At 56.1% G+C, this 13,550-nt stretch carries 12 protein-coding genes; 10 read left to right on the plus strand and 2 right to left on the minus strand.

Annotation, left to right across the window (positions count from 1 at the left end):
• The first annotated feature begins 44 nt into the window (after positions 1–44).
• From ACZ5DH_RS04885 to ACZ5DH_RS04895, 3 genes are all read left to right on the plus strand, one after another.
• Positions 45–287: a hypothetical protein gene (locus tag ACZ5DH_RS04885; RefSeq protein ID WP_464256016.1), complete on the plus strand. Its 243-nt coding sequence runs from the start codon at positions 45–47 to the stop codon at positions 285–287.
• A 115-nt stretch (positions 288–402) separates the two neighbouring features.
• Positions 403–912 carry a 2-amino-4-hydroxy-6-hydroxymethyldihydropteridine diphosphokinase gene (gene folK / locus ACZ5DH_RS04890; protein ID WP_464256017.1) on the plus strand — a complete coding sequence of 170 codons (510 nt, stop codon included), beginning with the start codon at positions 403–405 and terminating at the stop codon, positions 910–912.
• A 111-nt stretch (positions 913–1,023) separates the two neighbouring features.
• Positions 1,024–1,317, plus strand: a complete 294-nt coding sequence (locus tag ACZ5DH_RS04895; protein ID WP_464256018.1) for a transcriptional regulator — start codon at positions 1,024–1,026, stop codon at positions 1,315–1,317.
• 246 nt (positions 1,318–1,563) lie between these two features.
• Here ACZ5DH_RS04895 and ACZ5DH_RS04900 read toward each other — a convergent pair whose 3' ends face one another.
• Both ACZ5DH_RS04900 and ACZ5DH_RS04905 read right to left on the minus strand, forming a co-directional pair.
• Positions 1,564–5,898 (minus strand): acyl-CoA dehydratase activase, encoded by a 4,335-nt coding sequence (locus tag ACZ5DH_RS04900; protein ID WP_464256019.1) that lies wholly within the window; start codon positions 5,896–5,898, stop codon positions 1,564–1,566.
• Between the two features lie 233 nt (positions 5,899–6,131).
• Positions 6,132–7,457 carry a M23 family metallopeptidase gene (locus ACZ5DH_RS04905; RefSeq protein ID WP_464256020.1) on the minus strand — a complete coding sequence of 442 codons (1,326 nt, stop codon included), beginning with the start codon at positions 7,455–7,457 and terminating at the stop codon, positions 6,132–6,134.
• A gap of 226 nt (positions 7,458–7,683) precedes the next feature.
• On the opposite strand from ACZ5DH_RS04905, the gene ACZ5DH_RS04910 reads away from it, so the two are divergent.
• From ACZ5DH_RS04910 to ACZ5DH_RS04940, 7 genes are all read left to right on the plus strand, one after another.
• Positions 7,684–8,295: a protein-L-isoaspartate(D-aspartate) O-methyltransferase gene (locus tag ACZ5DH_RS04910; protein ID WP_464256021.1), complete on the plus strand. Its 612-nt coding sequence runs from the start codon at positions 7,684–7,686 to the stop codon at positions 8,293–8,295.
• 34 nt (positions 8,296–8,329) lie between these two features.
• Positions 8,330–9,244, plus strand: coding sequence for a P-loop NTPase (locus ACZ5DH_RS04915; protein WP_464256022.1), 915 nt, complete (start codon positions 8,330–8,332; stop codon positions 9,242–9,244).
• 243 nt (positions 9,245–9,487) lie between these two features.
• Complete coding sequence (pgsA, locus tag ACZ5DH_RS04920) at positions 9,488–10,048, plus strand: CDP-diacylglycerol--glycerol-3-phosphate 3-phosphatidyltransferase (protein ID WP_464256023.1); 561 nt, start codon at positions 9,488–9,490, stop codon at positions 10,046–10,048.
• The gene (locus ACZ5DH_RS04925; protein WP_179981634.1) at positions 10,045–10,299 is read left to right on the plus strand and encodes a hypothetical protein; all 255 of its coding nucleotides are present in this window, start codon (positions 10,045–10,047) and stop codon (positions 10,297–10,299) included. The genes pgsA and ACZ5DH_RS04925 overlap by 4 nt, the downstream gene beginning before the upstream one ends.
• Positions 10,299–10,601, plus strand: coding sequence for an FtsB family cell division protein (locus tag ACZ5DH_RS04930; RefSeq protein ID WP_179981633.1), 303 nt, complete (start codon positions 10,299–10,301; stop codon positions 10,599–10,601). The genes ACZ5DH_RS04925 and ACZ5DH_RS04930 overlap by 1 nt, the downstream gene beginning before the upstream one ends.
• A gap of 3 nt (positions 10,602–10,604) precedes the next feature.
• Positions 10,605–11,828 carry a tetratricopeptide repeat protein gene (locus tag ACZ5DH_RS04935; RefSeq protein WP_464256024.1) on the plus strand — a complete coding sequence of 408 codons (1,224 nt, stop codon included), beginning with the start codon at positions 10,605–10,607 and terminating at the stop codon, positions 11,826–11,828.
• A 137-nt stretch (positions 11,829–11,965) separates the two neighbouring features.
• A complete protein-coding gene (locus ACZ5DH_RS04940) occupies positions 11,966–13,474 on the plus strand; it encodes a hypothetical protein (protein ID WP_464256025.1) in 1,509 nt (502 codons plus the stop codon).
• The last annotated feature ends 76 nt before the right edge of the window (positions 13,475–13,550 follow it).

Consider the following 13,550-nt stretch of genomic DNA (forward strand, 5'->3'; position numbering starts at 1 on the left):
TAGGCCCCGCGAGCAAGTTTTTTACAGCCGATGCGGCTGGATACATGGCAAAAGTCGCTTTTAATCCATACCGGCGCGTGCTACCAAAGTGGATCATTTTTGCGGATATCCAGTTGCAACGGGTACACACGCCGGTTGTGGCGTGCGCCACCCTCCGCAGCCTCGGGCATTTCACGCCGAAAAGGAGCTTGGCAAAAATTATTGCCATTGGCCCCATTCCGCTTCCAGAACAGAGCAGCATTGGTATGTATTTACACCGGTATCGACACTCCCGCTTCGGCCCGTAACAGCGCGGCCAAATCGCGTTTACGCCTTTGTGGCGGGTTTCTGCTCACGCAGCCAACACAACAGTTTCATCATGAACGTGTTCAATTCCACACTGAAAAAAGGACAGCTTCAACCATGCGTGAAGAAATTCAGGCATACGTGAGCCTGGGCTCCAACAGCTCGGACGCGGAACGCATGCTTCAGCTTGCCCGCGAGGCCCTGAGCAATCTGCCCCATGTGCGCCTTGGCGCGTTATCGCCCATATACACTACTGAACCCCAAGGCTTTGCCGATCAATCGTGGTTTTTAAACCAGGTGGTTGAACTTTTTGTTGCGTCCTGCTGGCAGCCTTGCTCATTTGTGGAGGCTTTGTTGGAAATGGAGGCCGTTCTTGGCCGCGTACGCAGCGCTGATCCTGCCCTTCGCTTTGGTCCCAGAACCATTGATGCGGATTTATTGCTTTGGGGCCGGCAGCGCAGCGATGATGCGCGCTGCCTTGTGCCACACCCCAGGCTTACCCAACGCGCCTTTGCGCTGGTCCCCCTGCTGGACATTGCCCCCGGCATTCGTATTGACGGGGTTTCTGCTGCGGACTGGCTTTCGCGCCTGAAATTTGAAAAAGATGGCCAAAGAATTTCTCAGTGACGGGAAGAACTCTCTGTGATAGGGTCTTGCTCGGCTTGCAGGCAGGTTGTCCAGCCGTACACTCCAGATTTTTTGGCCCGATGCCCGGCATGAGCCTAAGGAGCACGACAGATGTGGAAATGGCTTATTTTGATATTGGCGGTCTACGCCCTGTATCGTCTTTTCGCCAATGATGTGCTGAAAAAGCAAAAAGAAAACAAAGAAGAAAACGCGGCTGAGATGGAACGCAAGATAGCTGCCGGAGAAATGGTCAAGGACCCGGAATGTGGGACCTATGTTTCTGCCGAAGGCAATATTTCTGTGCGTGATGGTGAAATTGTTCACCATTTTTGCAGCTATGAATGCCGCGACAAATTTTTGCAACGTCTGGAAGAAGGCGGTCGCGAACTGCCCCCGCGCGAATAGCCGCTCGGCACACGCAAAATTATAACGGGTGGGAATGCGCCAGTACGGCCATATCCCACCCGTTTTCTTATGGAAACGCTGATTTATTCCGTTTGGCGGTGTTGCTTCACTTTTTTTGAAACAGTCGAGGACGGAAGAGTCCACTCCTGCTTCAAAAAAAGATCGCGCCTTGCCAAACGAAACAACTGCGCGTTTCCAGGAGGCTCTTTGATCAGTGCTTTCTTATATCTTGCTGTGTTCCGTCAACTACCTTACGCCGCAAAGCTTTTTGGCAAAATCTGACTGGTCCTGAAGATCGCCCAAGCGTAAAAATCCCTGCTGGCTTGCCATGTCTCTGGCAATGGCCATAAACAGGCGAATGCGGTTCAGTTGATTGGCCTCGCTGCTGCCCGGATCATAGTCAATGGCCATAATATTGGCCTGGGGGGCGGCACGGCGCACAGTCTTGAACGCCCCACGGCCCACCACATGATTGGGGAGGCAACCAAAAGGCTGAAGGCACAGGATGTCCTTTGCCCCATGGTTGAGAAATTCCAGCATTTCTGCCGGCAAAAGCCAGCCTTCGCCAGCGGCGTTGCCCAAGGAAAGCATGCTCTCACCCATACGGGCCAGCGTGTCCAGATGCGCCACGGGCATCACCCTGTCCGCAAGGGAAGAACAGACCAGAGCCTCCCGCATGCTTTTGCGCAGATTTTCCACTTTCTTGATTGCCAGAGTGCTGCCCAGCGCGCCCAGGGCGCTGCCGCCCTGACGTTGCCAGTCGTAAATGGAATCCCTCAAGCAATACAGCATGAAGTTTGTGATGTCAGGCAGCAGGGGTTCGCCCCCTTCCTGCCTGATGATATCCACAATATGCCGATTGGCGTCAGGATGATAGGTCAAAAGAATTTCGCCGACCACGGCAACGCGTGGACGATGGTCCACATCGCAGCCGATCTGCTCAAAGTCGCGCACAAGGCGCTCCATACTGCGGCGGAAGGCCAGATCATCGCCATGCCGCACAATGGGGGCCAATGTGCGCACCCAATGATCAACCCTTTCGGTCGTGTCTCCCGCACGGCGTTCATAGGTCTGCGTATGCAGAGACAGGCGTTGCAGCATGTCTCCGGCCAGCATGCCCAGCACCATTTTGTGCAGCATGGCGCGGCCCGGGTTAAAACCCGGATGGCTGTCAACCCCGGATGTACTCATGGTGAGTACCGGAACCGATGCAAAACCGCATTCAATCAAGGCTTTACGCAATAAGGCCGGATAGTTGCTGGCGCGGCATGGCCCGCAGGTCTGTGAAAGCAGCAGAGCTGTACGGTGAGGATCATGCTCGCCGCTTCGCAGCGCGTGCAGAAGTTGGCCGATAGCCACAATGGCCGGATAGCAGGCATCGTTGTTTACATAGGCCTGCCCCATGCTGATGGCTTCAGAAGTTACCGTTGGCAACAATTTTACCATGTGTCCACTGCCCACAATGCCCTCTGTGATCAAGGGAAAATGCAGCGGAGCCATTTGCGGGACAAGAATCAGGTGGGAGCGGGCGTCTTTTTTGGAAAAAACGGGGGCAGTGGGCGGCGGAATGAACGTCTGCGCGCCTTTGCCGCGTCCTTCGGCTACGGCCAGTAATGAACGGATGCGAATACGGGCCGAAGCGAGCGCGTTGCCCTCATCCATCTTGATAAGAGTATACAGTTTGCCATGCTGGTGCAACTGCTCGCGTATCTGATCGGATGTAATGGCGTCAAGGCCACAGCCAAATGAAGTAAGCTGTACAAGCTCAACCCTGCATTTGCCGTGCTCGCCTTGAGCGGCCCATGCCGCTGCCCGGTAGAGCCTGGCAGGGTAGGTCCACTGGTTGCGGACGCGCAGGCCCGGCACGGGGATTCTGCGTAGCCAGTGGCGTGGCAGGGCGTCCTCACTTAAAACCGTGGCGCCAAGCGAGGCGATAAAATCCGGCAAACCATGGTGCACCTGAGGATCGGCATGATAGGGACGCCCCGCCAGCACCACCAGCGTTCCGCCTTGGCGGCGGGTTGCGGCGTAGAGCTTTTCGGCCTCATCCCGCAGTTCATGCAAATAGTTTTCCTGCTCCTGCCGGGCCGCGCGAACGGCGGCGCGCACTTCCCCACGGGGCAGGTCCATTTCCTGACAAAGGTTCCGCACCAGGGATGCCGTGTGGTTGAGGTTCACAAAAGGCGTGTACATAAAGGCCTTGCCATTGACCAGTTCCGGCAGGTTTTCGCGTACCACCTGAGGATAGCCGCAGGCCACCGGGCAGGAAAAAGCGTCGCACATTTCCTCAAATTCTTTGGATTCACGGGGAATGCAGGGCATGAATATGCGCGAGATTCCTTTTTCCACAAGCGAAAGCACATGCCCATGAGCCAGTTTGGCAGGATAGCAGACGCTCTGTGAAGGCACGGAGGCCAGGCCCCGGGCAAAGAGCGCACGACTGGTCGGCGGTGAAAGCTCAACCCTGAATCCGAGGCAGGTGAAAAGGGTGAACCAGAAAGGATAGTGCGAATATACGGTCAGCACCCTCGGTATGCCCAGAACTCCCCGTGGCGCGCGCTCAAGGGGCAGCGGGGCATAACGGAAGAGCCGCTGGCGCTTCCAGTCATAAAGATTCTGTCCCGCGGCCATTTTTTTGCCAGTGGTGTTGGCGAACTTGTCACAGCGGTTGCCCGAAAAATGACGCGTTCCGTGCGAGAAGCGTGTTTCAGTCAGCAGGCAGTTGTTCCCGCAGTCGCGGCATCGGAAACTGCGGCTGCGCATCTCAAAACTGCGAAGGCCCTCGGCTGTCAGGGGGGAATGGCGTACTTCATTGGCAGGGCAGGACTCAAGCGCGGTCAGGGCAGCCCCGTATGCCCCCATAAGCCCCGAAGAAGCCGGACGGTGCACGCTATGCCCCAGGGTGCGCTCCATGGCGCAAAGCAATGCGTCATTGAGAAACGAGCCTCCCTGCACGACCACATGCTGCCCCAGTTCATCGGTATTTTTGATGCGCAGCACCTTGTCCAAAGCGTTGCGAACAACAGAATAGCAGAGGCCAGCAGCAATGTCGGCCGCTTTCATGCCCTCTTTCTGGGCTTGCGTGACCTTTGAATTCATGAACACCGTGCAGCGCGAGCCAAGGTCTGCCGGGTGTTCGGCATAAAGGGCAGCCTCGACAAATTCCTCCATACTCATGCCAAGCCCCAGGGCGAAGCTTTCAAGAAAAGCCCCGCAACCTGCGGAACAGGCCTCGTTAAGGCTCACATCCGCGATAACGCCGCTTTCGGCCTTGAGGCACTTCATGTCCTGACCGCCGATGTCTATGACATAACTCACTTCAGGCACAATACGGTGTGCGGCTTTGAAGTGTGCAAGCGTCTCCACGGTCACGCAGTCAAGCTTCAGCGCCGCCTCGGCAAGCTGCGCCCCGTAGCCGGTGGCGGCCGTGCCTGCAAGCCAGGCCTGTGGAGGAATCTGCTCAAGCATGTCGGCAAGCGGCGGCAGAAGGACCTGCAGCGGGTTGCCCCCATTGGACACGTAGCACGATGCCAGCATGCGCTGCTGGGCATCGATGAGCGCGGCCTTGACCGTGGTGGACCCCAGGTCAAGCCCCAGATACAGGGGGCCGGTCGCCGTGCTCAGGTCACGCCGGGGGAGGCGGTCGTCGGAGTGTCGTTTTCTGAAGGTTTCATATTCGGCAGGGTCACGGAAAAAACGTGGTAGCGCCTTTGTCAGGGGGGGGAGCGCGTCACAAGCCAGATTGCGGGCCTGACGGGCCAGTTCGTCCAGGCGGACCAGCGGCGTTTCACCTTGCCGGTCCTTCATGCACAAAGCCGCACCGTGGGCGGCGGCACACTGGGCATGGGGCAGGCAGGCGATTTCGTCATCTTCCAGTTGCAGGGCCGCAATGAAAAGTTTTTTCAGCTCTGGCAAAAAATGTAATGGCCCACCAAGAAATGCCACTGTGCCTTCAATGGGACGACCGCAAGCCAGGCCGCCAATGGTCTGCTCAACCACGGCCTGAAATATGGAGGCCGCGATGTCTTCCCGCGCCACGCCGCCATTCAGCAGAGGAACAATATCCGTTTTGGCGAACACGCCGCAACGTGACGCAATGGGGTAGAGAGTGGTATGCCGAGCAGCCAGTTCATTGAGCCCTTGCGCATCGGTGCTGAGCAGGCGGGCCATCTGGTCGATGAAGGCCCCGGTTCCCCCCGCGCAGGATTCGTTCATGCGCAGTTCCACATCCTGCCCAAGATACAGCAGTTTGGCGTCTTCGCCGCCAAGCTCGACAGCAACACTGGTTTGCGGGGCCGCTGCCGATACCGCGCGGGCCGTGGCCAGCAGTTCCTGTTCAAAAGGCAAAGACAGGGCTTGGCCAAGGTCCAGCGCGCCCGAACCGGTGATGGCGCAGCGCACCGGCAAAAGAGGATATTTTTGTGCCAGTTCATCCAAAAGAGCGGATAACGTGGCTCGAACGGCGGTTCCGTGACGACGGTACATGGTTTCAATAACCATGCCCTCGGTATCAAGGAGCGCCAGCTTGACAGTGGTGGAGCCTATGTCCAGACCAAGAAATGCCGCAGGATGTGGAGACACAAATAAGTCCTCACATTTCTGTGTGTTTGTGGGAGAGATAAAAGATCGCCTTTCATCTAATAATCATTCCTGCTTAAGGGAAAAGCGAAATATTTTCCAGCTATAGATTCAGGATATACCGCAAGGGGCGGCAAAGACAAGCCCCAGTTTACAAAAAAAAGAAGCGCCGCGCACATTTTCCAAACGTTATTTTGCTGAAAAAATGGGCACGGCGCAACACTGATGGCGGGTTATTATTGCGCCATTGAGGCATCAAGTCTGTCGGTGATATTGTCGCGTATCCACTTCGGGTCGAGCCACTCCAGGGGTGTGACCTCAACGCCGCCCACCATAATCCCAAAGTGCAGGTGGTCACCAAACGCAAGGCCCGTGGTGCCGGTATGGCCGAGAAGCTGCCCCTTTTGAACCACATCGCCGGCGTTGACCACAGAATCATTAAGGTGGGAATAGAGGGACATAAGCCCCAGGCCATGATCAACCACAACAACATTGCCGTAAATGCCAAGATCTCCGCTGAAAATTACCCGTCCGCTGTTGGCGGCGGGAACTTCGGCGTTGCGTATGGACGCAAGGTCAAAGCCAAGATGGTAGGACTCGCCAACCTGTTTGCCCTGATAACTGTAAAAGCGATGGTCGGCAAAGCCCGCGCGCGGGGCAGAGCGGGGCAAACGTGTAAAAACGCCGCTCCACAACATGGCCGAGGCAGTGTCTTTGCTTATATTGCGCAAATCCTCAACATTGGCGGCCCTCACCTGATTATTGATATACAGATAGCATTCAAGAGGGTTGGCTGCATTGGGAGCCAGATGGCGCAACTTGCCCTCCACGGTCAGCAAAAAATTGTCGGTCAGTTCAAGGCTGTCGCTTTTGAAAGTCCGTTCAAAGGCCATGACTGTCAAACGGCTCTTGGTCACGTTGCCCGCAAGGTCGGTGGCAGTGATTTCCACACTGTTTTTGAAATCTTTGGCCGTCATCGTGTACGGGTAGGGAAAAAAGCAGATGTAGCTGCCGTCTTTTTGCAGGTAGCCAGGCACAAAATAGCCGGCCACAAGGACGCCGCTGCTGGTCACATCTTCATCAATGGTGTAGCGGACAACGGCAGCGCCTCCACGGCGCACATTGGGGGGCAGTGTTTTGACCGAAATGCGCGGGGGCTGTGTGTCAAGGCGCATGGGAAGCTGCAACGTACGGGTATTGCCCTGACCAAAACCGGCAAGCGAACCGTCTGTGGCGCGTATTTCAAGGTCAAAGGCGCCTTCGCGAAGGTTGGCGTCCTTGAGGGAGACTTCAACAGTACGTTCAGGCAGGTATTGATCAAAATGTTTGTTAAAAATAACGTTAAGCACGTTATTTTTTTTCACGCCAACTGTAACAGACCTGATTCCTGAAACATCCTGCATGTTGATCTTAAGCACACTGGCGGGGGACACTCTGCCTGTGTTGGGAGAAACTTCAATAATGGGACCTTCAAGGTCCTTGAAAAAAGTATAGCCGCCCACTCCTAGAACGACCAACACCAGAACTCCAAGCACAGTTGAAAACATACTTTTCTTTCGCATTGCAGGCTCCTCATTAAGCTCGAGGAAAAGCCTTGCATAAAGGCCGCCAATTTTCAAGGAAAAGTCTGGAACATTTATAAAGTCTCGCGGCGCCGTAGCGTGCATTGACTTGAGGGTAAAAATCTGTTTTCACTTCCGCAGTATGCAAAACAGCAGACATCCAGGCATAAGAGCGCCAGAGCGCGCGGCAGCCTCCCCAGTGGACCCCAAACGTCTGCGGAGGCGCATGGTGCGCGAGCAACTTGAAGCCAGAGGCATCACCGACGCGGAGGTCCTGGCCGCCATGGGCGCCGTCCCGCGACATCTTTTTGTGCAGGAAGCCCTGCGGGCACAGGCTTACGAAGATACGCCTCTTCCCATAGGCTATGGACAAACCATCTCCCAGCCTTATGTTGTGGCCCTGATGAGCCAGCTTCTGGAAGTACGCAGAGGCCTGCGGGTGCTGGAGATCGGCACGGGTTCCGGCTATCAGGCTGCCATACTGGCAACCATGGGCTGCACGGTTTTTACGGTGGAACGACTGCGCGAACTGTATCAAAGCACTGCAAGCCTCTTGCGGCAGCTGGGGTTGCGCGGCATTCACATGCAGCGGCGTGACGGCACCCTGGGGATGCCAGAGGCTGCGCCGTTTGACCGGATTATTGTTACGGCAGGTGGACCGGAGGTGCCGCGTCCCCTGACGGATCAGCTTGATGAAGGCGGCATTTTGCTTATTCCTGTGGGGCCGCGTCCTCGCGCGCAGAGGCTCATGCGCCTGCGCAAAGAGCAGGGACGCATGCTGAGTGAAGATATGGGCCCCGCCATTTTTGTGGACCTGGTAGGCGACCATGGCTGGTAGCCATACAGGCGCCCGCCAAAAATAAGGAGATATCATGGCTTCCTGTTCCTCCTGTTCCTCGTCTTCTTCCTGCCCAAGTTCAACGGGCAAGGGGGGCGATGGAAAGTGCAATGATCCTATGGCTCTGCAGGACAAGGTTATAGCTGACAGGCTAGGGCACATCCGACACAAGATTTTTGTCATGAGCGGCAAGGGCGGGGTAGGCAAGAGCTCGGTTACCGTCAATACGGCAGCCGCTTTGGCCCGGCGCGGTTTCAAGGTCGGCATCCTTGACGTCGACATGCACGGCCCGAGCGTACCCAATCTTCTTGGCCTCACCAACACGGTAGAAATGGACCCGGCTGGCGAACTCATGGTGCCTGCGGCCTACAATGAAAATCTCGCCGTCATTTCAATGGACTCTCTGCTTCAGGACAAGGATCAGGCAATCCTGTGGCGCGGCCCCAAAAAAACGGCCGCCATACGCCAGTTCATCTCGGACGTTAAGTGGGGGGACCTCGACTTTCTGCTCATTGATTCGCCCCCAGGAACTGGCGACGAGCATATGACCGTCATGCAGTCCATCCCCGATGCGCTGTGCGTGGTGGTGACAACGCCTCAGGAAATTTCACTGGCCGACGTGCGCAAGGCCATCAATTTTCTTCAGTACACCAATTCAAACATACTGGGCGTAGTGGAAAACATGAGCGGCCTGATCTGCCCGCATTGCCATCAGGAAATAGACATTTTCAAAAAGGGCGGCGGAGAAGAACTTGCCAAGCGGTATGCGCTGAAGTTTCTGGGCGCTGTGCCCCTGGATCCGACGACAGTGGTGGCGGCCGATCGCGGCGTGCCTGTTGTTTATCTTGAAGCAGACAGCCCGGCCAAGACGGCGTTTCTGCAGTTGGCCGACGCCATCGCTTCTGCCTGCGACACCAGCCTGGAAGCCCTGGCCTCCACGCATGCATAGGCGCAGAGCTGCCGCCTGAAACTCGCAAGGGCTCCAAGTAACGCGCAGACCATGCGGCTGTTTTCGTGCGGGATTTTTTCGCAACCCGATGTGTGTGCCCCCGCCATTGAGCCTTCAGCGCAAAAAAGATAAACTCCCCTGCCGGGCTTTAAGTGCCCCGGCAGGGGAGTTTTTTCTTCTTTTCTCCTGTTTGCTTTTATGTTATTTGGACAAAAAATCTCGGGGAGCGTCAAAAAGAACTACATGCTTAATCTAGCTAATAAAATTACGCTATTACGTATTCTTATGACCCCTCTGGTAGTTTTACTGCTGTATTTCGAGGGGCCGGTTACCTGTAAACTCGCTACGTTGGCCTTTATTTTTGCTTCGCTGACAGACTGGGCCGATGGCTATGTTGCCCGCCGTTCCAACATGGTCACAAGCATGGGCAAGTTTTTGGATCCCCTGGCAGATAAAGTACTTATCTGTTCCGTTCTCATCATGTTCGTTAAGCTTGGCTGGGCCCCGGCCTGGGTTGTCATCATTATGGTGTGCCGTGAACTGGTGGTCACCGGCCTGCGCACCATAGCCATTGACGAAGGCATAGTGCTTGCCGCCGACAAGTTCGGCAAGGCCAAAACCATTCTGCAAATTTTTGCCATCGTGCCGCTGATACTGCATTATCCACTCTGGGGGATGGACCTCAGCCCTGTTGGTGAGTGGCTCTTGTATGCAGCGCTGGCGCTGGCCCTCATCTCAGGCTCCAATTACTGCTATGATTTTTACCGCCGCACACGGGCGCGTAAGGATTCCGACAAAGTATGAGTACGTTGCAGATACGCCTCAAAAACTGCATCCAGACCATTCTGGAATTGGAACCAGACATGCGCGCCGGGGTCTGGGGGCGCTACTTTGATATGGAACTCAATTCGCTAAAGGATTACCTTGCACAGGTGGATCAGATGAAACTGGCTGAAGAGGATGTGCGACGGCTTGAAAACGCCACGGCTACCTTTTTGGCTGAACTCAAGCTTTCCCGCAAAGGGAAGCCACAAAATAAACGGCTGTTACAGTAATGTTCTGGCGTTCCTTTATCCTTGTCGTGCTTGGTCTCATAAGCATCGTGCTTTTCAGCCGTACGGTATGGGGTCCTACGGGCCTGCTTGAATATCGTGAACTCAAAAAACAGTATGCCGACCTGGAAAAACAGATAGCTGACCTGGATAAGGAAAACATGGCCCTCAGCCGTGAAATCCGCCTCCTGCAGTCCGACAACCAATATGTGGAAAAAGTGATCCGGCAGCGCCTGCACTATGTGCGAGACAATGAGGTGCTTTACCTCTTTGACGCATCGGCCAAACCCCATCGGGAGCCGTAATATATGACGGAAAAAATAGAATGGTATAAAGAAGTTCTGGAGCTTGAGCCCAACTCCAAGGTTTTTTTTCCTCTGGCACGGCTGTTGGTGGAAGAAGGATACCCCGAAGAGGCTGTGGCTGTTTTGGAGCAAGGTCTGGCGCGACATGACGAGTTTCTTGAAGCGAGGCTCTTTCTGATTGAACTGCTTTATAAAACGGGCCAACAAACCTCTTGTGAGGCCCAGGTAGAAAAACTCAGCCGCATGTTCACGGCCTATTCGGGGTTCTGGCAGGCGTGGGCCGCCACCACTCTGACCTCTGGCCAGTCTCCTGACACCGCTGCCGTTATGCGTTTTCTGGCCCTCAATTTTGCAAAAGGGCCAGTGTCGTTGCGGGAAGTGCTGGATCAGGGCATCACCAGCCTGCTCGGGCACGATGCGCCAGCGGCGGGGTCTGACGCTCGCCATCCGACAATAGACGAAATCAAAAATCTTCAAGTTTCACATGAAGATTCCATGCGCACATATGTTTCCGGGCATGAAGCCTCGCTGTCGTCTGAATCAGTTGCGCTGCCTTCTCCTTCCGGACAACAGGATATTCCCGCCCAGCAGCACCGCCCCCCCGCTCAATCGCAGGATGCCACCTATGCCGATGCCGCGGGAACCGATGGAGACGCATTCTCTGCCGTGCGCCTGGCGCACGAGCATCTGACGCATGAAGACCCCGGCACTGATCCCGTGGTTGCCGACCACCTGGTCCATGAAAAACTGGACACGTTTGATCCGGATGAAGGCGAGGACGGCGCGTCACCTGAGGCGCCCCTGCATTCCATAACAGCGCGCTCTTTCAGCGATGACGCTGCGGATGCTCCCTCGCAGAGCCCCTATGATGAAGCTCCATCCGGGGAAAACGCAACTGAAGGAACCGCGCACGCCGGTGAAGAGGCTGACGACAGTGAGGAGCGTTTTTCGTTGCGGACGCGTTCAATGGCCGAAGTACTGGCAGAGCAGGGCGACATCAAGGGAGCGCTGGATATTTATCATGAATTGGCCGCTGTCGCCACCGCACCTGAAGAGAGTGCTGATCTGCGGCAGCGAATAGCCACGCTTAACGCGCGTCTGGGCAGCGCGCCGCCTGTGGAGCAGACGCAGGAGCCCGCCGAAACAGGGGGATCCACCGGCAAGGATAAGCTTATAAGCATGCTTGAGGCCTTGGCCGAACGGGTTGAGGCAAGGGCGCACAGCTAAACCAATTATCAAGGCCGATTTTTCGCATTATATGCAGCCAGAGGCAAAGCAGATGATCTTTGCCTGGTGGCCTTTACCATTCGCGCAGGACAGATGACGATTGCATGCGGACTGTTCTAAAGCTGAGGGAGAATACGGTGTTCAAATCATATCTGCGGACCATACTCATGCTGGCTACCGCTGCATTTCTGGTTACAGGATGCAGTTCATACCAGCCAACCAAAAATGTGTGGAAGTCCACCAAGGGCTTCTGGAACACCTATGTCAGCCCGCCAGCATCGGTGGACTATGACGAAAAAGGCGAACTTTCACCGCAGGCTCTGGCTCTGACCCACAGCATGATGGGGGTAGACGTGGAGCTGAGCCGTCTTGAACGCGTCATGCTCAATGCCGACAAGCCCCCGACTCGTGACTGGATCACTGCATTTTTCAGCAATTTCCCATGGGTCAGCGGTTTTGCCGGCGTAAAGTACGACGGCACCATCCTTGGTCAGGAACCCGCCAATCCCATGAAACAGCTGGATTTCATTCCTTTGCTGTACGAAGACAAAAAACAGAGCAGCCGTGCTCTTCGCGCCGATGTTCAGCCTTCGCCGCTGGGCCCGGAGGTTCTGCTTGCCGCTCCTCTGTATGACGGCGTCGACTTTCTCGGCGTGGTCGCGACCTACTTCGATATGCGCGCCCTCATGCAGTATTCCAGCAGCTCGCAAAATGTGGTCATCCTTTCCCCCAACGCTCTGTTGTGGCCCGGAAAGTATGATTTTGCCGCCACGCCTCTGGCTGGCGTGAACTGGGAAGAGGTTGTCACAAAAAGCTCTTCCGGCACGTGCACCAACGTAAACGGCACGTTCTATTACATGGTGCGTTATCTTGGCAATTTGCCTCTGATTTTCGCAGTGGCTGAGAAGGGCACCTTCCCTGAAGGCAGTGGCAGTGTGGAGCAAGGTCTGGCCTTCTTCCCCAAGGAACGCTCCAAGCTTCCTCCTCCGCCGCAGCCTGAGCGCAAGAGCAAAAAACTGGGCCCCGACGCCGTCGCCATGCCCACCCCCGCTGATGCCGTCAACGCTTCTGGGCAGCCGTCTGCGCAGACTGCGGGCGGACCTTCCCACGACATCCAGCCTGGCAGCGGCGACAGTGTTCTGCTCAAAAACAAAAGAGCTGAAAAAGCCAAGGTTCAGGAACGCCAGCTTGAAGGCGAGAATGTCCCCGTGGAAAGGGCCCAAAGGCCCAGACGTGAAGCTGTGCCGCAAAGCAGACCTGGCGGGCTTGGGGGTCCGGAAGGGGATATCCCCAGAGTCGTCGCGCCGAGTCCCTTCGGTCCGCGTGAAGAACAGCCTCGCGTTGTTGCGCCGAGCCCCTTTGGCCCTCGTGATAATGACGAATCCAAGGGTAAGGCCGATGACGTGAAGCCTGATGCTCCAACATCCGGCTCCACTCAAAGCCAGCCTGCCGAGGCGGCTGCCAAGCCGGAAGCGCCGGTAGAGAAAGCCGCGCCTCAAAAGCAGGAGTCGTCTGCGCCCGCTGCAAGCACGGCCCCGGCCGACACCGCCAAAAGCGCGACCAAGCCCGAAGAATCATCGGGCGATCCGGCCGTGCCGGATGTTTTGCCGGGCGGACGCCCAAGTCCCTTCGGGCCTCGGAACTGACGCATATCAATATAAACTTGCGCCGCCCCGGGGCGGCGCAAGTTTTCTGTTTCACAGCACAATTTCTCTGTTGCAG

The organism is Desulfovibrio simplex, assembly GCF_055387835.1.